We start from the raw sequence: 18,319 nt of genomic DNA, 5'->3' as shown, positions 1-18,319 counted from the left end.
CAGCTCAGCCCAGCCATCAGAACACCCCGGCGATCGCGAGCGCACCAACGGTGGCACCGATGCCGACAACGACCGCGCTGGTCAGCAACAAGCTGAGCGTGAGCGGGGTGAACCGGGTGCGTCCGGTGTCGCCGGCTCCCGGCAGGGTACCCTCGCGGGTTTGCGATGCCGGGCGACGCGCGCTACGCCGCGGGCCGGGGCGCAGAGAAGGAATAACGACGTCGGAGATGACGGCCCCGCGCGACTCGTGATTGTTGAAGTCGACGGGTGCACCAGCGGATGCCCACGCTTCGTCCGCCACTTCAAGTGCCGTGAGGGGCAGACCGAGGTCCCTTTCCACGCGCTGCAGGTCGTGGGCGCACTCGAGCAGGCTGGTCTGGCGGGCGGCCGGGTCGCGACTCATCATGCGGGCGAGGACGCTTTCGAGGGAGGCTGGAACATCCGCTCGCCCGATGTTGGTGTACCTGGCACGATTGATGCGCTGTTTCAGCTGGGTGCGCGACCCGTTGGAACCGGCGGGCAGTTCGAACGGGGCACGGTCGGCCAGCAGCGAGTAGAGGGTGGCGCCGAACGACCAGACCTCGGTCGCGACCGTGCCGGTGGTGCGTTCGTCGACGACTTCGGGGGCGCTCCACGGCAGCGACATGGCGAATAGTTCGCTCTGGGCGCCGCCGGCGAGCGAGGCGGCGATGCCGAAGTCGCCGAGCACCGGCCCGCCGAAGGTGGTGGTGAGAATGTTGGAGGGTTTGATGTCGCGGTGCAGCACCTTCGAGCGGTGTGCGGTCTCGAGGGCGCAGGCGATTCGCACGGCAATGCTGAGCACTGTCGCCACGGGCAGCGGCTCTGCACGCTCGCGGGCAGAGTACGAGCCGGGACAGAACTCCATGACAAGATACGGGCGGCCATCGGCCGAGATACTCGCGTTGTAGACGGTGAGAATCGACGGGTGCGAGCTGAGCCGCGCCATAACATCCGCTTCGGCGTTGAAGGATCGCAGCACGTCATCGTCGACGATGTCCTGCAGCAGCACCTTGACCGCCACCGAGCGGCGCGGCATGTTCTGCTCGAACAGAAAAACGTCGGCGAATCCGCCGGTACCGAGGGGGCGCACGTAGGTATAGCCCGACAAAACGGGCGGAGCGGAAGGAAGCCGTCTACCCATTGCTCCCCCGACCTGCATTGTTCCTGTATTGCGTTTGGATACCCCACGCAAAGACTCAACTGGTCTCAGGCTCAAGCCTAACAATGGCGTTTGACCCCATTACCCACTCAGCGGGATGGTACACCCCCAAAATGGGGGTGTCGACCTCAGGTGTTCGCCCGTCGGCAGCTGAGGATTGCTTCAGGGTGCTCGTCGACATAACCTTAAGCATCGTTCGGCGCACGTGCCCTTCGGAACTGAAGGGCTCCCCATGCGGCAAGTAGCACGATTGGCTGTTTCCCTGGTGGGAGCAACGGCCGTGGTCGTGATCATCGGCTGGTACACCGGCATAACGGCGCTCACCATGCTCCCCGGCTTCCCGTCAATGAAACCGACGACGGCGTTGATGCTGCTGCTGCTCGCGGTCGGGCTACTCCTCATCGACCAGCGATGGGTGGCAGTCACGATCGGCCCCGTGGTGGCGATTCTCGGCGCGCTAACCCTGATAGAAGTGGTGCTGGGCAGGTCGATCGGCGTCGATACCTTGCTGATCGGCATCAAACCCGGCACGGGCGCCCTGCTCATGGCCCCCGCCACCGCACTCGTTGGGCTTCTCCTCGGCAGTGCGCTCGCGACGAGCGGCCGGGCACGACCGTGGATGTCCCACGGCTTCGCGCTTCTGGCGCTGTGCGGAGGCCAGATCGCCTTCTTGGGGTACCTCTATGGGGCGTCGTCGCTGTACGCGTTGGGCAGTTTCGCGGCCATGGCCCCGCAGACCTTTGTCTGCACGATCATTCTGGGCCTATTCCTGCTGCTGCACCGTCATGAAAAAAGCCCCGTTGGCCTGCTCACGGATCGCGGCAGCGCCGGAACCCTGCTGCGCTGGGCCATCCCGTTCTTCATCATCGGGCCGCTGGTCCTCGGACTGGTGCGCCTCTGGGGACAGCAGGCGAATCTGTACGACACCAAATTCGGGGTGGTGCTGCTCGTCATCACCATGACCGTTCTGGGTTGCGCCGTCAGCTGGGTAGCCGCGGTGCGGCTGAAGGACCTCGATCGCCTGCGCGACCACGCCGCCGCCGAACTAGCGCAATCGAACGCGGGTCTCGAATCGGCGGTGACCGAGCGAACCGCGGAACTGGCCGACACCGCTCTGCAGCTGAACGCACTCGTGCGGCTCGCCCCGGTTGGCATTGTGGAGCTCGACGCGGCTGGCGGCCTGCTGACGGCGAACGACCAGTGGCTCGCCCTCAGCGGCCTGCGACTCGAGCAGTCCCTGGGGTCGGGCTGGGCCGCCGCCATCCACCCCGATGATCTGGAGCGGGTGACTACCGAGTGGGCGGTACGTGGCACGGACGGCACCGCTTATCAGACGTCGGTGCGTTTTCGCACACCGGAGGGGCGCATCAACTGGGTGCAGGTGCACACGTCGCCGACCTATGCCGACGGGGTCGTGGCCGGGCATGTGGGGGCGGTCACGGACGTCACGGCCCTCCGCGCCGCCGAGCAAAAAGCATCCGCTGCCCATGCGCGATTTGAGGCCGCTTTCGAATCGTCTCCGCTGGGAACGGCCATTGTGACTCTTGACGGCTACGTCGTCGAGGGCAACCGACGGCTGTTCGAGCTTGCCGGGCCGGCCGACCGGGTGCTCGATCGGCCCATCGAGAACATATTCCAGATGAATCCAGCGGATGAGAGTGCGCCAGCCAATGCGACGGCTGGCGGTAAGGTGCACCAGCTGTCTGAGCGGCAGCTGCGCGGCAGCAAAGCGGAAGGGATCTGTGTCAACGTCAGCGTCGCCGAGATTCACGAGGGTGAGCGGGTGACGGGGCTCCTCTACCAGCTCGAAGACATCACGGCCCGACGGGTGGCCGAAGCGCGGGTGGAGCACCAGGCCTTCCACGATTCCCTGACCGATCTGCCCAACCGACTGCTGCTGCTGGGCCGTCTCGACGAGGCCCTGCACGCGGCCACGCAGAACGGTCGCGGCGTCGGGGTGCTCTTTCTCGATCTGGACGGCTTTAAGGCCGTGAACGACACCTTCGGCCACCAGGCCGGCGATGCCGTTCTCATCGAAGTCGCCGCCCGCTTGGTGGGCGGCGCCCGCGCCGACGACACCGTGGCCCGCATCGGCGGCGATGAATTCGTCGTGCTCTGCCCCGACATCGGCACGACCGATGACGCCGCCGTCATCGCGGAGCGCCTGCAGCAATCGCTCGTGCAACCGATCCGTCTCGGCACGGCGACGACATCGATCAACGCGAGCATCGGCGTCGCGTTCGGCGGCGGTGGGTCCGATCCCGAATCACTCCTGCATGATGCCGACCAGGCCATGTACCTGGCAAAGAAGCAGGGTCATCTCCCACTTGACGTCATCCAGGAACCCGATCGCGAAGTCGAGTCGCGACGGTCCGAGACCGAGTCGGCACTGCGCGAAGCCGTCGCGCGGGGTGAGATCGAGACCTGGTATCAGCCCATCGTCGATCTGCAGGATGGCGGTGCGGCCACGGTCGTCGCGACCGAAGCGCTGGCGCGTTGGCGACGGCCGGCCACCGGAATCATGATGCCGGGCGACTTCATTGCCCTCGCCGAGGAGTCCGGCCTCATCGCTGACATCGGCCAGGCGGTACTCAATCAGGCCTGCCTCGCGGCAACGGCGCTCGACGGGGTGATCGTCAGCGTCAACGTCTCGGCCCGCCAGTTCGCCCGCGACGATTTCGGTGCCGTGGTGCGGCAGGCCCTTGAGATGTCGGGACTTCCGTCAGACCGACTCTGCCTCGAGCTGACGGAGAGCGTCGTGGTCGAGGCGATAGAGTACGCCGCAGCAACTCTGCACGACCTCCGCGAACTGGGCGTGCGCCTGGCCATCGACGATTTCGGGACCGGGTATTCATCATTCACGCAGCTGCGCACCTTCACCTTTGACCTGCTCAAGATCGACATGACCTTCATCCAAGGCATCGAGGAATCGGGCCGTGACCGCGGCGTGGTCGAGGGAATTTTGCGGCTGGCCGACGTGCTGCACCTCGACGTGATCGCCGAGGGGATCGAGACCGCCGGTCAACGCGACCTGCTGCGCGAGATGGGGTGCCGGTACGGTCAGGGCTACTACTTCTCCCGGCCGTCGCCCACAGCGCACCCGACCCTGGTCTCCCACACGTGACGTCCACCCGCACCTCAGCCAGTGTTGAGCAGCACGTAGACAATCCCCGCGATCTGCCCCGTCACCCGGTCGGGGGCGTCGGCGCTGGGCGTGCCGGAGCTGAACGAAGTCACCGTCATCAGGCGCTGACCGCTTTGCAGGCCATCGAGAAATTGCAGCACGGCGTCGAAGCTTCCGGTCACCGAGATCGTGACCGGGACGGCGACGAAATTGTCCGTGGTCACCAGCGCGCTCGGCGCGGCAGCCGCTGCATCCGCTGCCCCGGGCGCCGTCGTATCGGGCACGGTCGTGTCGGGCACGGTCGTGTCGGGCACGGTCGTGTCGGGCACGACCGGTGCGTAGAGCAGTGCGTCGGCCGAGGAGAATTCAGTCAGGGTGACCGAGGTGCGGCCGGCGATCGCATCGAGCTGACCAACGAAAGCGGGAAGCGCTGCACCCTCCGGAATCGCCTCCCGCAGCACAGCGAGCTCGTCTTGCACCGTCTCGAGGCCGTCGAATTCACGCTGCAGGGCCGCGAGCTGCAGCTCGTAGACCTCGTTCTGCGCCAGCGCCGCGGTGCGAGTCGCGCGTGACGCGCTCAACTCCTCGAGTTTAGGTGAGATGCCGAGCGTGAATCCGGCCGAGACGACGAGCACGATGACGAGTATCGCCCCCACCGCCCACCACTTGGTCGTTGTCACTGGGTCACCTCGGCTTCCGCGAATCGGTTGGAGAAGGCCTCGGCGGTAACGTGCAGGGTGAGGCTCACCTCGTACCCCCCGGAGTCGAGCCGTGCCACCCGGGTCGGTGCGCTGTCCGCGTACCCGGGCAGGGTCGCCATCTCGTCGAGCCAGTCCGGCACGCTCGGCAAGGTCGGGCTGGTCAGAGTGAGACTGACGGTGGCCACGCGACTCGGCTGTAACGGCGCGGTCGCCTGCCCGTAAGGCGCCCACGGCGAACCCGCGTCGAGCACGACGGCACCGATCACGACATCACCGGGCAGGCGAGCGCGTATCTGCTCAAGGTAATCGGTCCAGTCGATATCAACGGATGCCGCCAGACGGCGAGCCTCGACCGTCGCGTCGACCTCCTCCTGCGCCCGGCGCACCGGGGCGTATTCGCCCTGCGCGGCCAGGAGTTCGGCCGTGCGAGCCTCGACTACGGCGAGGCTGGCCTGGCTGCGCTGAGCTTCCCAGGTGGCGGCCGCGATGCCGCCGGCCGTGACAAACACGACCGCGACGACAGCGACGGCGAGTGCGCGTCGCAGCCTGCGCCCCTTCTGCTCCGCCGTGACTTCAGGCGGCAGCAGGTCTACCCGGGGTTCGCCGCCGATGACCGGGTCGTGCACTGTCTTCGACGCGCTCATGCTGTGCGTCCCAGCGCGAGACCGAGCGCAACGAGATAGTCGCCGCCGGAATTGGCCAGCCGCTCGGCGTCGACGCCCCGGCCAACGGCGAGGCCGCCGGTCGGGTTCGGCGGTACGACCGGCAAGCGGGTGAGCTCGGCGAGTTGTGCGGCGAACCCGCCCAGCCGGGCTCCGCCGCCGGTGAGAACGATGCGGGTCACGGGCAGGTCGCTGCGGGTGTGGATGAAATAGTTCACGGTGTTGCGCAGGCTCGCCAGTAATTCGCTCACGCCCTCGTGAATGACGAGCGCAGCGGTCGCCGCAGTATCGGCCGACTGGCCGGGATCCGCTGTCATACCAGTGAGCGGCCCGCCCAGGCCGATACCCGATGCGCGTTTGAGGGTTTCCGCTTGATCGACGGGCAGGTCGAGGTGCGCGGTAATGGCCTGGGTGAGGTCGTCACCGCCGGCCGGAATGAGCCGCACGAACTGGGGCACACCCGCCGCCGTGATCACGACGCTCGTCGTGCCGGCCCCGACGTCGATCTGCGCGACGACGTCATCGGTCGGACCGCCGCGACGAATGGCGCGGCTGAGGGCGAACGGAATCAGGTCGACCGCGACCGGGTTGAGACCGGCCAACTGCACAGCGCGAACGTTGCGCAACACAACTTCTTTCACCGCGGCGATCAGCAATCCGTTGAGCTGCGGCCCGGACTGGCCGTCACCGGGCACGGCCTTGATCGGGTAGAAGTCAAGCAGGGCCTCGGACACCGGAACGGAGAGCAGGTCCTGCACCTGGAACGGCAACGATTCGCGGATGCTACGCATCGGTTGCGCAGCCACGGTCAAGTCGCGAGCAACCACCCGATGATTTCCCATGCCGATGACGACATTCTTGCTGGTGAATTTGCCGCCAGCCCACAAACGTTTCAGCTGGGAGGCGACCGTGTTGGGCTCGAGTACCTCGCCGCGCCCCACGGCGCCGTCGGGCAACGCCTCCTCATGAAAGCGCACGATGGTCGGCTGCTCCCGGCCGGCGTCGGCCAGCTCGACCGCCCGCAACGAGGCCCGGCCGATGTCGATGCCGACGACGTGGCGCGTCATAGTCTGTTATCCATCACTCAGGTCCCTCATCGACGTCATGTTTCCGAGCCGGGGAACGGCGCCGGCCGAGCCTCCCCCGGTCACCGTGCCGGTGTCGAGGTCGATTCCCGGCAGGCCGAGCGGCGCCGATTCGAACCGGGTGTTATTTTTGAAGTCGTTGGCACCGTTCGCGTAGAGCTGGCCGCGCCACTCGAAGTTGTTCATGGCGTTGAACCGGCAGGGTGTGTACGTCATGGCGTCGAGCGTGGGCGCTATCGTGAAGCTGTTCTTCATCCAGAAGTCACCCTGCGACGCGCCACAGGTGGGCAGGTGATCGGCCACCAGGTCGGGCGTGATGAACCAAACTTTGTGTCGAGATGTCGACGACGACTGAAATTGCACGTTGTTGACGAAGGTGAAATTGTTGGCAAAAATCACAACATCAGAGCTGAGCTTTACCGTGCCGACGGCGGTGACTCCAGAGGGGCACACGGACAGGGCGTTGATGATGACGGGTCTACCGCCGTTCGCGGCCGCGGTCAAAGTGCTCGCGTCGATGGTGCAGTTCGCACCGATCGACGTAACCTGATAGGGCACGCCGCTTGCATCGATCCAGTCGCTCGGGGCGTAGTTGAGATCAACCCAGGGCGGTACCGTAGGAATCGGTGTTTCTACCGTGTAGCGAGTGTAGACGCCGCCAACCCTGTTGGTTAATTGAGCGCCTGACAGGTTCACGCTCGACGCAGTGAGGTTGCCCGTTACGGCGCCGAGCGTCGCCGCGCCGGTGGCCCACGCGTTGCCCTCGATGGAACATCCGCTGATATTGAGGTTGCCGGCCGAGACGACGACATCGCCTTCGATCACGGTGTTATTAGAGCACGACACGCTACCGTTCTTCACCTGAATAGCCGCACGACCCGACTTGGCCACCAGCAGGTCGGCATTGTTCATGAACACGACGCCGCCGTAGAGATACATAGCAGCCCCGCTCGGCTGCACGCCCGTGGGCGCCGCCGACTCGTACTCAAAGATCGCTTCGATCCGAGTCTGATCCGACGCCGGCCCGGTCAGCGCGCTTCCGGTTGACACAACGCGCACGCGCACAGCCGCGACGCTGGCGGCGGGGCAACCCGCCACCCAGACGTCGTCGCTCGAGCTCAGGGAATACGCCACCTCGGCCGTGAATTGTGGCGAAGCTCGCGTGTAATTGGGCCGACAGATGCCCTGGGTCAGGCTGAGCTGGGCCGCGCTGACACCGCTTTCGGCGGCGGCGACCGACTGAACCGAGGCACGGGTGCTTCGGGTGAAATCAAGCGAGTACAGCGTGGCCGTGGTTAGGGTGAGAGTGATAACGATCAGCACCCCCATGACGCCGATCACGGCCATGAGCGCGCTGCCCCGCTCAGTGCTCGCGCCGTTCTGGACTACAGGCACGGGGCACCCACCGTCGCTAGAGTCCGTGGCGATGCCGTCGTGTTGACGCTGACGGAGGCCTGGGTGCCGGCCGCGACGTTAAGGTCTACGGTGATGCGGCCGTTGATCCCGCCGAAGACCGCCGCGCCGTTCGCGCTGACGCCGTCGCCAAGCTTGATCCAGCTCGTCAGGTCGTCAGCTGCGGGTGGCGCGATGAGGCTCGCCGGTGAGGTGCGCTTGGTGTAGAGCGAGCCGCCGGCCGCCGGCGTGTAGAACCATGCCTCGCAGGCCCACACCACGGAAGCCGCGCTGCCCGCAGTGCGCGCCACCAAGAATTGGGTGGCGTCGATGTTCTGCAACGACACTTGCGAGGCGTTCCGCACCCCGGACTGCACCGACCGACTGATCAGCTGACCGAGGTTGGTCGCCTCGGTCGTGCTGCGCACGTCACGCTCGGTTCCGACCGAGCTGATCAGCATGCCGCCGATGATCGCGAGGATGACCACGGTAAAACTCACATAGACGAGCAGTTCGATCAGGGTGAATCCCGATTCTGGCGCCGTCGAAGCGGATGCTGCGGTGCCGGTCACGGCGCGTCCAACAGGATAAGGGTTTCCGCGGCGGCCAGTTCCTCGGTCGATCCGACGTCCGAGGCCCAGACCCGCAGTTGGACGACGCGCAGGTACGGCTCGGCGCACACGTCGGAGACCGGCAGGTTGAGCCGCAAGTGCGGTTGCAGGGACCCACGCTTCGTTTCCACGGCCGCCGGTACACTCGCGGTGATGGCCTTGACCGCTGAGCAGCTCGACCCGGCAGCCCCGACGCGCTCCAGCTGCTGGGCAACGACCTGGGTCGCCTCGGCCAGGCGAGCATTGGTGGCGGTCACCCGCACGCTCTGCACCAGAATCGGCAGGAAGGCCACCGCGAGGATCCCGATCAGGAACATGGCCACGACGATCTCCACCACCCCGAAACCGCACTCATCGGTGGGCTCAGTGCGCTCGAAGCAGGGCGAGTTGGGCATGCTCGCCCCCTTCGACGGTTCGGTTCAGTTGATCTGGTGCGGCTTCCCGCCGACGGGTCAGGCGACGTGCGAGCCCGGGGTCGGTCGGGCCCGGCGGTGTCGGTGACCTAATTACCCGGCGACGAAGGCGGCGGAGCAGATGCCTGCGATCGCTGCGCCGTTATCGTCGATGGCAAAGGTCCTCGTGGAACCGTTGAACTGTCCCTTGATGCAAAACGCTGTCGCTGAGCCGGTCAGCACGACGGTGACCTCACTGCTCGGCGTGTACGCGCTCGCGGCATCGAGATTTGCGGGGAAACCCTTCGTAACGATCTCGGCCACCACGGCGGTCTTCGCCTGGGTGATCTGGGCCTTGACGGCGCTGTCCTTGGCGCCCTCCTGCTGGCTCAGGAAGATCGGAATTGCTACGGCGGCGAGCACGCCGATAATGAGCACGACGACGAGGAGTTCGATCAGGGTGAAGCCCTGTTCCCGATCGCGAATAGCTGTACGGGTACGAGACAGTGCCGCAAGCGGGCGGTGAATCATTGAGCGGATCATGAGCGTGGTTTCCTTCGTGCCGTGATAATGCTGAGGAATAGTGGGTAAATGGGTAGGTGGGAAATGCCAAAATCTCACTTGTGTCGATCATACGAGTATTTTTCCCCTTAATGGGGGTATTTTAAGAAATTTGCTCGTTGATCAGACGGACTTTCTATTTCACGTACTCGAAGATGCTGAACATGGGCAGATACAGGGCCACGATCATGCCGCCGATCACCACTCCGATGAAGGCGATCATGAGCGGCTCGATGAGGGCCGTGAGCTGCTCGGTGGTCGCCTGAACCTCCTGGTCGTAGAAGTCGGCCACCTTGGCGAGCATCTGCTCGAGCGCGCCGGCGTCTTCCCCGACGGCGATCATCTGCACGACCATCGGCGGAAAAATCGGCTCCAGCGCGAGCGGCCCGGCGATCGAACCGCCCTGTCGCACCGACTCGGCCACCTTGCGCAGCGCGGATTCGATCACCCAGTTGCCGCTGGTCTCCCCGACGATGGCGAGCGATTGCAGGATCGGCACGCCAGCGGCGATCATGGTCGAGAAATTGCGGCTGAACCGCGCAATGGCAAGCTTCATGAGCAGTCGCCCGAAGACCGGCAATTTGAGCTTGAACGGGTCGACCCTGCGGCGTACCGCTTCGGTGTTCTTGTTGGTACGCCACCAGAACGCGAGAGCAGCGCCGAGCACCAGCAGCAACGGCCCGAGCCAGACCATCATCTTCGACAGCACCACGAGCACCTGCGTGGGCAGCGGCAACTCCCCACCGAGGCCCGCGAACATCTTCTCGAACACCGGCACGATGAAGATCAGCATGCCAATGACGGCCAACACCGCCATGATGAGAACGACGACCGGGTAGGCCAGCGCCGACTTGATCGTGTCACGCAGCTTCACTTCCGACTCAAAGTTGGCAGCCACCGAGGTGAGCGAACCTTCGAGAAACCCCCCGGTCTCGCCGGCACGCACCAGGTTGATCATGATCGGCGGAAAAACCTGCGCGTGCTTCGCCATCGCCTCCGACAGCGACGCACCGGTTTCCACCTCGGTGCGAATCGTCGCCAGAATTCGTGCGAGCTGTGCGTTTTCGGTCTGCTCCGAGAGGATGTTCAGGGTGCGCAGCAGGGACAGCCCCGCGCTGGTCATGGTCGCCATCTGTCGGCTCATGACTGCCAGGTCCTTCAGCCCCACACCCTTGGAGAAACCAGGAATGTGCAGTTCCCGTTTCAGTCCGGTGCCTACGCTGACCTCGGCGACCGAGATCGGGGCGAGGCCCATGCCGCGCAGGCGCTGCGTCGCCGCGAACTCGGAGGCTGCATCCAGCCGGCCGGAAACGATCTTGCCCACCGCGGTGCGGCCCTTGTACGCAAAAACGCCGCCCGTGGTCATTGCGGTTCCCGCATGGAGTAGGAGTCACCAAAGTCGATGCCGTCCGATGACGCCGGCCCGGCCGCGCCGTCGGCCGCATCCGACTGTCGCAGTAGCTGGGCGAGGCTAGCCCGATCCTGCGCCTTTTCTTCGGCTGCTTTTCGGGTGATGAGCCCGCTCGTGACGAGTTCGGCGAGGTGCTGGTCCATGGTGTTCATGCCGAGCGCCCGCCCGGCCTGCATGGCCGAGGGAATCTGATAGGTCTTCCCTTCTCGGATCAGATTCGCGATGGCCGGAGTGGCCACGAGCACTTCAATGGCCACGGCCCGACCGCCACCGATTTTCTTGATCAGGGACTGGCACACCACGCCTTGCAGCGTCGCTGCGAGCTGGGCGCGCACCTGCTCCTGTTGGAACGGCGGGAAAACGTCAATGATGCGGTCGATGGTCTGTGCGGCATTCTGGGTGTGCAAAGTGGCGAACACGAGGTGCCCGGTTTCCGCTGCGGTCAGCGCCACAGAAATAGTCTCCAGGTCTCGCAGTTCACCGATCAGGATCACATCGGGGTCCTGCCGCAGCACGTGTTTGAGAGCGGATGCGAAGCTATGCGTGTCGTGGCCCACCTCGCGTTGGTTCACGAGGGATTTCTGATGCTTGTGCAGGAACTCAATTGGATCTTCGACGGTGACGATGTGATCGGCCCTGGTGCGGTTGACGAGGTCGATGAGGGCCGCGAGGGTTGTCGACTTGCCTGATCCGGTCGGTCCGGTTACCAGCACGAGCCCGCGCGCCAGCTGAGCGAAGTTGCCGACCGATTTGGGAACCCCCAGCTCGGCGAGCGGTCTGATCTCAAGCGGGATCAACCGGAACGCGCCGCCGACGGAGCCGCGCTGGATAAAGTAATTCACTCGAAAGCGGGCTCCGCCAGCCGTGTACGCGAAGTCGAGCTCGAGTTCACGTTCAAACTCTTCGAGTTGCGCCGCGGTGAGCAGGCTGTGCAGGGCGGGCGTGACCTTGTCTCGCATCCACTTGCTGGAATTCTCCAGGGGTCGCAGATTGCCGTCCACCCGGACACACGGTGGAGCCCCCACGGTGATGTGCAGGTCTGAGGCGCCGAGATCGAGCACCGCCAGCAGTGCCGCGATGAGGTCGGGGTCAGGCCCTTCGTCAAGCGACGAACGCTGGCCGCGTCGGGTCGGCTCGACCGCGTCTTCTTCGACGAGAGCCGCTGCTCGGTTGTCCGGTTCGGGCACATCGAGGGCGGGATCGTCGAGCGGCCAGGCAGCGCCGGCTGCTCCCGGGGGCGTGACCGGAATCTCGTAAACAGGATGGGTCATGAACTGGTCCTTTCGACCTATGCGACCACGCGCAGGATTTCTTCAATGGAAGTGAGACCGAGGCGCACCTTGGCCCACCCGTCGTCACGCAGGGAGATCATCCCCTGCTCCCGGGCAGCGAGGGTGATTGCCGCGCTCGAGGCCCTGGCCACACAGAGACGTTCAATTTCTTCGGTGACCGTCATTACCTCGTGAACGGCCAGCCGACCCCGATAGCCGGTGTGCGAACAGTTGATGCAGCCGGCCGCTTTGTAGATCACCGTTGGGCTTGCGTGAGTGAATCGTTCGGCCTCGGCGTCGAAACGGAGGGACACGAGCTCGTCAACGCTGCGCGCATCGGGCACCTTGCAACGGTCACACAGGCGGCGGGCCAGGCGCTGGGCCACCACGCAGTCGAGTGCACTGCCGACGAGAAAGGGTTCGATCCCCATCTCGGTGAGGCGGGTGATCGCGCTCGGTGCGTTGTTGGTGTGCAGGGTGGAGAGCACGAGGTGACCGGTGAGGGCGGCCTCGATGGCGATCTGGGCGGTCTCGTGGTCGCGAATTTCACCGAGCAGAACGACGTCGGGATCGCACCGCAGGATGCTGCGCAGGGCGCTCGCGAAGGTGAGGCCCGCCTTCGGGTTGACCTGCACCTGGTTGATGCCCGCCATGCGGTACTCGACCGGGTCTTCGACGGTGATGACATTGATCTCGGACCGCGCGACTGAGTGCAGCGTTGTATACAGGGTTGTCGACTTTCCCGACCCGGTCGGCCCCGTCACAAGGATCATTCCGTAGGGCTTGGAGTAGGCCTTCTTGAAGTCGTCATAGTTATGGTCGAGTAAAGACAATGCCCGCAGGTCCATGCTCGTCGTCGAGTTGTCGAGAATACGCATCACGACCTTTTCGCCCCAGACCGTCGGCAGGGTCGCCACGCGCAAGTCGATTTTGCGGCCGCCGTGACTCACCGACATGCGGCCGTCCTGGGGTTTCCGGCGTTCGGCAATGTCAATATCAGCCATGATCTTGAGGCGGCTGATCACTCCGTTCTGAATACTTTTCGGCGCGCTCGGCATCTCGTGCAGCACACCGTCGATGCGATACCGCACCCGCAGACTGGACTCTCCGGGCTCAATGTGAATGTCACTGGCCTTGTCCTGAATGGCTTGACTCACGAGCAGATTCACGAAGCGCACGATGGGCGCACCATCGTCGTTCACCTCGTCGCTGGGGTCCGGCGTCGAGGAAATCGAGTCGTGTTCTTCCTCGAGTGTGGTCGTAAGGTTGCTGAGCTCATCGTCGGCACGGTGGTACCGCCCGATTGCAGCGAGCAAATCTGATCTCTCGGCGACGACCGGTGAGACCCGCATACGGGCGGCTTCACCGACATCGTCGAGCGCGAACACGTTACCGGGGTCGACCATCGCGAGCACGAGACGCCCGGCCACGATTCCGATCGGCAGCACCTCATGGCGGCGGCAGATCAATGGTGACACGAGGGCGAGGGCACTCGCCTCGACCGCATATTCGAGCAGTTCGACGAAGGGGAGGTTGGCCTGGGCGGCCCGCGCCTTGGCGAACTGCAGCTCGGTGATCACGCCGCTGTCGACGAGCCGGCGCACGGCTCCCTCGTCGGCCGGATCGCCGGCCATCAGGGTGTCGAGCACCTCGATCGGCAGCAGTCCGTGCAGAATGAGAATCTCGGTCAGGGTTGCCACACGTGCCTCCCCCGAACTAGTTACTTTTACTCTAGACCCCGAGTATACGTGTCCCTCCCCCGTTTCCCCCTCCCCCTCTCCTCTACTTTCCGGGCCCGGGCCCGGAAAGCGGGACCACGATAGATCATGGCCCCGCTTTCCTAAGGTGGGCCCGGCGGCGCGCAGGGGCGGGGGCTCAAGCCAGCCGCGTCATCCGCTTGCCGGCCCGTGCTTAAACGACGGATGGCCCCTGCCGAAGCAGGAGCCATCCGTTGAGAACTGCGGGTTCCTAGTTATAGGTACCCGGAGTCAGGTCGTCCGACGAGAAGCTGTCGAAGTCGACGAAGCTCAGGTCACCCTCGCTGAACGTGGCATCTTCGGTGAAGATGCGGTTCGGGTAACGCTCAGCCTTGGCTTCTTCCGTTGCCTCGACGGTGACGTCGCGGTAGCGGGGAAGGCCGGTGCCGGCGGGAATCAACTTACCGATGATGACGTTCTCCTTGAGGCCCATCAGCGGGTCGCTCTTGCCTTCCATGGCCGCCTGGGTCAGAACCCGGGTGGTCTCCTGGAAGGAAGCGGCCGACAGCCAGGACTCGGTCGCCAGGGATGCCTTGGTGATACCCATGACCTCCTGGCGAGCGGATGCCGTCTTCTTGCCCTCGGTGAGCGCGGTGCGGTTGAGGTCGTTGTACTTCAACCGGTCAACGAGCTCGCCCGGGAGCAGTCCGGTGTCGCCGTGTTCGACGACGGTCACCTTGCGAAGCATCTGGCGAACAATGACCTCGATGTGCTTGTCGTGAATCGGCACACCCTGCGAACGGTAGACCTCCTGCACACCGGAGACGAGGTGCTTCTGCACCGCGCGAACACCCTTGACGCGAAGAACTTCCTTCGGGTCGACGGCGCCGATGATGATCTGCTGTCCGAGCTCAACGTGCTGGCCGTCCTCGACGAGGAGGGTCGAGCGCTTGAGCACCGGGTAGGCGATTGCTTCGTCGCCACTGTCGGGGGTCAGGATGACCTTGCGGCCCTTGTCCGAATCCTCGATCGTGATGCGTCCGGCGGAGTCGACGATGGGCGATGCACCCTTGGGGGTACGCGCCTCGAACAGCTCCTGAACACGCGGAAGACCCTGGGTGATGTCGTCAGCGGATGCCGACCCACCCGTGTGGAAGGTACGCATGGTCAGCTGGGTGCCGGGCTCACCGATGGACTGCGCGGCGATGATACCGACGGCCTCACCGATGTCCACGAGCTGGCCCGTGGCGAGCGACCGGCCGTAGCAGACCGCACATACACCGACGGCCGACTCACAGGTGAGTACGGAACGCACCTTGATGGTTTCGACACCACCGGCGATGAGCTTCGCGATGAGCACGTCTCCGACGTCGTCTCCGGCGTCGGCGATGACCTCACCGGCAGCGTTGACCGCGGCTGCGGCCAGGCTGCGAGCGTAGACCGCGTTCTCGACGTTGAAGTCGACCAGGAGGCCGCCGTCTTCGCCGCGCAGGAGCGCACCGGTCGTGGCATCGGTTCCGGCGATGGGCAGTTCGAGACCCTTCGTCGTTCCACAGTCATCTTCGCGGATGATGACATCCTGCGAGACGTCCACGAGACGACGGGTGAGGTACCCGGAGTCAGCGGTACGCAGAGCCGTGTCAGCCAGTCCCTTACGAGCACCGTGAGTAGCAATGAAGTACTCGGCGACGGACAGGCCTTCGCGGTAGCTCGAAATGATCGGGCGAGGGATGATCTCACCCTTCGGGTTGTTCACGAGGCCTCGCATGCCGGCGATGTTTCGCACCTGCAGCCAGTTACCACGTGCACCAGAGGTCACCATGCGGTTGATGGTGTTGTCGGCCGGGAAGTTCGCCTGCATCGCTGCGGCGACGTCTTCCGTGGCGCGGGTCCAGATCTGGATGAGCTCTTGGCGACGCTCGAGGTCGGTCGTGAGACCCTTCTCGAACTGTGCCTGAACCTTGGCGGCCTGCTTCTCGTAGCCGGCAACGATCTGCGGCTTGTTCGGCGGGGTGAGGATGTCGCTGAGCGCAACGGTCACGCCGCTTCGGGTTGCCCAGTAGAAACCGGCATCCTTGATCCGGTCGAGGGTTGCAGCAACCTCCACCTTGACGTACCGCTCCGCGAGGTCGTTGACAATGGTCGACATGGTGACCTTGTTGGCAACGTCTTCGAAGTACGGGTAGTCGGCCGGAAGCGCCTCGTTGAAGATGGCGCGACCGAGGCTCGTGGTGACGAGTACGGTTCCGACGGCCTGGCCGTTGACCAGGTCGACGCCGTCGGGCTGGGTGCCCTCGGTGAAGAACTTGTCGGTCAAGCGGATGCGCACCTTGGCATTCAGGTCGAGCGACTTCTGGTCGAACGCGAGAATGGCCTCTGACACGGTGGAGAATGCGCGGCCTTCTCCGACCACACCTTCCTTCAACGTGGTGAGGTGGTGCAGACCGATGATCATGTCCTGGGTGGGCAGGGTCACCGGGCGGCCGTCAGACGGCTTGAGGATGTTGTTCGAGGCGAGCATCAGGATGCGTGCCTCGGCCTGGGCCTCAACCGAGAGCGGAAGGTGGACAGCCATCTGGTCACCGTCGAAGTCGGCGTTGAACGCCGCACAGACGAGGGGGTGCAGCTGGATTGCCTTACCTTCAACGAGCTGAGGCTCGAAGGCCTGGATGCCCAGACGGTGCAGGGTGGGTGCACGGTTGAGCATGACGGGACGCTCGCGGATGATCTCCTCGAGCACGTCCCAGACCTGCGGACGCGAACGCTCGACCATACGCTTGGCGGCCTTGATGTTCTGAGCGTGGCTCAGGTCGATCAGGCGCTTGATCACGAACGGCTTGAACAGCTCGAGTGCCATCTGCTTGGGCAGACCACACTGGTGCAGCTTGAGCTGCGGGCCGACCACGATGACCGAACGGCCCGAGTAGTCCACGCGCTTGCCGAGCAGGTTCTGCCGGAAACGACCCTGCTTTCCCTTGAGCATGTCGCTCAGGGACTTGAGGGCGCGGTTACCGGTACCGGTGACCGGGCGACCACGACGACCGTTGTCGAACAGCGCGTCGACGGCCTCCTGCAGCATCCGCTTCTCGTTGTTCACGATGATCTCGGGAGCACCGAGGTCGAGCAGACGACGCAGACGGTTGTTGCGGTTGATCACACGACGGTAGAGGTCGTTGAGGTCAGAGGTCGCGAAGCGGCCACCGTCGAGCTGCACCATCGGGCGCAGTTCGGGCGGGAGCACGGGAACGACGTCGAGCACCATTCCGGCCGGCGAGTTGCCGGTCATGATGAACGCGTTGACCACGCGCAGACGCTTGATGGCGCGGATCTTCTTCTGACCCTTACCCTCGGCGATCTGCAGGTGCAGGTTTTCGCTCTCGGTGACCAGGTCGAAGGCCTCAAGGCGCTTCTTGATGGCTTCGGCGCCCATGTAGGCCTCGAAGTACATGCCGAAACGGTCCTGGAGCTCGTGGAAGACGGAGTCTTCCGGCTTCAGGTCGCCGACCTTGAGGGTGCGGAAGTCTTCCCACACGCGCTCGAGGTGCGCGATCTGCTCGTCCAGAGACTTGCGGATCTGGCCCATTTCCTTCTCGGCGGCGTCTTTCGTGCGCTTCTTCTGGTCGCTCTTGGCGCCTTCGGCCTCCAGCGCTGCGAGGTCGGTTTCGAGGCGCTGCAGGCGATCGGCGATGCGCGAGTCGCGGCTGGACTCGATGGTCTTGAGTTCGAGGCGCAGCTCGTTCTCGAGGCCGGGCATGTCCTGGTGGCGACCGTCTTCGTCCACCGTGATGACCATGTAGGCGGCGAAGTAGATGACCTTTTCGAGGTCCTTCGGAGCCATGTCCAGCAGGTAGCCGAGACGCGAGGGCACACCCTTGAAGTACCAGATGTGCGTGACCGGGGCAGCGAGTTCGATGTGGCCCATGCGCTCACGGCGCACCGACGACTTCGTGACCTCTACACCGCAACGCTCGCAGACGATGCCTTTGAAGCGAACACGCTTGTACTTGCCACAAGAGCATTCCCAGTCCCGTGAGGGTCCGAAGATCTGCTCGCCGAACAGGCCGTCTTTTTCCGGCTTGAGCGTGCGGTAGTTGATGGTTTCGGGCTTCTTGACCTCACCGTGCGACCAACGACGGATGTCGTCTGCGGTAGCCAGGCCAATACGAAGCTCGTCAAATGTTGTTACGTCGAGCAATTTCTCTCCTTGGAAAGTTTTCGAAGTTTCTTTGGAC

At 64.5% G+C, this 18,319-nt stretch carries 13 protein-coding genes; 1 reads left to right on the top strand and 12 read right to left on the bottom strand.

Translation table 11 applies throughout. The features are described from left to right. Positions 1–16: 16 nt before the first annotated feature. The gene (locus E3O06_RS04770; RefSeq protein ID WP_134501842.1) at positions 17–1,162 is read right to left on the bottom strand and encodes a serine/threonine-protein kinase; all 1,146 of its coding nucleotides are present in this window, start codon (positions 1,160–1,162) and stop codon (positions 17–19) included. Between the two features lie 268 nt (positions 1,163–1,430). Here E3O06_RS04770 and E3O06_RS04765 point away from each other — a divergent pair, with 268 nt between their 5' ends. Next, a complete protein-coding gene (locus E3O06_RS04765; RefSeq protein WP_166788103.1) occupies positions 1,431–4,304 on the top strand; it encodes a putative bifunctional diguanylate cyclase/phosphodiesterase in 2,874 nt (957 codons plus the stop codon). A 14-nt stretch (positions 4,305–4,318) separates the two neighbouring features. On the opposite strand, the gene E3O06_RS04760 is transcribed toward E3O06_RS04765, so the two are convergent. The 11 genes from E3O06_RS04760 to E3O06_RS04710 all read right to left on the bottom strand — a co-directional run bounded on the left by E3O06_RS04760 (position 4,319) and on the right by E3O06_RS04710 (position 18,282). After that, positions 4,319–4,984: a type IV pilus inner membrane component PilO gene (locus tag E3O06_RS04760; RefSeq protein WP_134501840.1), complete on the bottom strand. Its 666-nt coding sequence runs from the start codon at positions 4,982–4,984 to the stop codon at positions 4,319–4,321. Next, entirely contained in the window at positions 4,981–5,649 is a 669-nt protein-coding gene (locus E3O06_RS04755) for a hypothetical protein (RefSeq protein WP_134501839.1), read from the bottom strand. The genes E3O06_RS04760 and E3O06_RS04755 overlap by 4 nt, the downstream gene beginning before the upstream one ends. Beyond that, a complete protein-coding gene (pilM, locus tag E3O06_RS04750; protein ID WP_134501838.1) occupies positions 5,646–6,734 on the bottom strand; it encodes a type IV pilus assembly protein PilM in 1,089 nt (362 codons plus the stop codon). The genes E3O06_RS04755 and pilM overlap by 4 nt, the downstream gene beginning before the upstream one ends. Before the next feature lie 6 nt (positions 6,735–6,740). Then, positions 6,741–8,147, bottom strand: coding sequence for a hypothetical protein (locus E3O06_RS04745; protein ID WP_134501837.1), 1,407 nt, complete (start codon positions 8,145–8,147; stop codon positions 6,741–6,743). Continuing rightward, complete coding sequence (locus E3O06_RS04740) at positions 8,138–8,716, bottom strand: type II secretion system protein (protein WP_134501836.1); 579 nt, start codon at positions 8,714–8,716, stop codon at positions 8,138–8,140. Before E3O06_RS04740 ends, E3O06_RS04745 begins: the two co-directional genes overlap by 10 nt. Then, positions 8,713–9,150, bottom strand: a complete 438-nt coding sequence (locus tag E3O06_RS04735; RefSeq protein ID WP_134501835.1) for a type IV pilus modification PilV family protein — start codon at positions 9,148–9,150, stop codon at positions 8,713–8,715. The genes E3O06_RS04740 and E3O06_RS04735 overlap by 4 nt, the downstream gene beginning before the upstream one ends. Positions 9,151–9,261: 111 nt before the next feature. After that, positions 9,262–9,690: a type IV pilin protein gene (locus E3O06_RS04730; RefSeq protein WP_241979860.1), complete on the bottom strand. Its 429-nt coding sequence runs from the start codon at positions 9,688–9,690 to the stop codon at positions 9,262–9,264. A gap of 154 nt (positions 9,691–9,844) precedes the next feature. Then, positions 9,845–11,074 carry a type II secretion system F family protein gene (locus E3O06_RS04725; RefSeq protein WP_166788102.1) on the bottom strand — a complete coding sequence of 410 codons (1,230 nt, stop codon included), beginning with the start codon at positions 11,072–11,074 and terminating at the stop codon, positions 9,845–9,847. After that, positions 11,071–12,390, bottom strand: a complete 1,320-nt coding sequence (locus E3O06_RS04720; RefSeq protein ID WP_134501834.1) for a type IV pilus twitching motility protein PilT — start codon at positions 12,388–12,390, stop codon at positions 11,071–11,073. Before E3O06_RS04720 ends, E3O06_RS04725 begins: the two co-directional genes overlap by 4 nt. Positions 12,391–12,407: 17 nt before the next feature. Beyond that, positions 12,408–14,090 carry a GspE/PulE family protein gene (locus E3O06_RS04715; RefSeq protein ID WP_134501833.1) on the bottom strand — a complete coding sequence of 561 codons (1,683 nt, stop codon included), beginning with the start codon at positions 14,088–14,090 and terminating at the stop codon, positions 12,408–12,410. A 268-nt stretch (positions 14,091–14,358) separates the two neighbouring features. Next, a complete protein-coding gene (locus E3O06_RS04710; RefSeq protein WP_134501832.1) occupies positions 14,359–18,282 on the bottom strand; it encodes a DNA-directed RNA polymerase subunit beta' in 3,924 nt (1,307 codons plus the stop codon). Positions 18,283–18,319: the final 37 nt, after the last annotated feature.

The organism is Cryobacterium glaciale (assembly GCF_004402535.1).
Classification (GTDB): Bacteria; Actinomycetota; Actinomycetes; order Actinomycetales; family Microbacteriaceae; genus Cryobacterium; species Cryobacterium glaciale.
This window is presented reverse-complemented; position numbering and strand designations above follow the sequence as displayed.

Bases quoted from the DNA above. Each gene is read 5' to 3' on its own strand.
- E3O06_RS04770 (WP_134501842.1), bottom strand. From the start codon at position 1,162: ATGGGTAGACGGCTTCCTTCCGCTCCGCCCGTTTTGTCGGGCTATACC.
- E3O06_RS04755 (WP_134501839.1), bottom strand. From the start codon at position 5,649: ATGAGCGCGTCGAAGACAGTGCACGACCCGGTCATCGGCGGCGAACCC.
- pilM (WP_134501838.1), bottom strand. From the start codon at position 6,734: ATGACGCGCCACGTCGTCGGCATCGACATCGGCCGGGCCTCGTTGCGG.
- E3O06_RS04735 (WP_134501835.1), bottom strand. From the start codon at position 9,150: ATGCCCAACTCGCCCTGCTTCGAGCGCACTGAGCCCACCGATGAGTGC.
- E3O06_RS04730 (WP_241979860.1), bottom strand. From the start codon at position 9,690: ATGATCCGCTCAATGATTCACCGCCCGCTTGCGGCACTGTCTCGTACC.
- E3O06_RS04725 (WP_166788102.1), bottom strand. From the start codon at position 11,074: ATGACCACGGGCGGCGTTTTTGCGTACAAGGGCCGCACCGCGGTGGGC.
- E3O06_RS04720 (WP_134501834.1), bottom strand. From the start codon at position 12,390: ATGACCCATCCTGTTTACGAGATTCCGGTCACGCCCCCGGGAGCAGCC.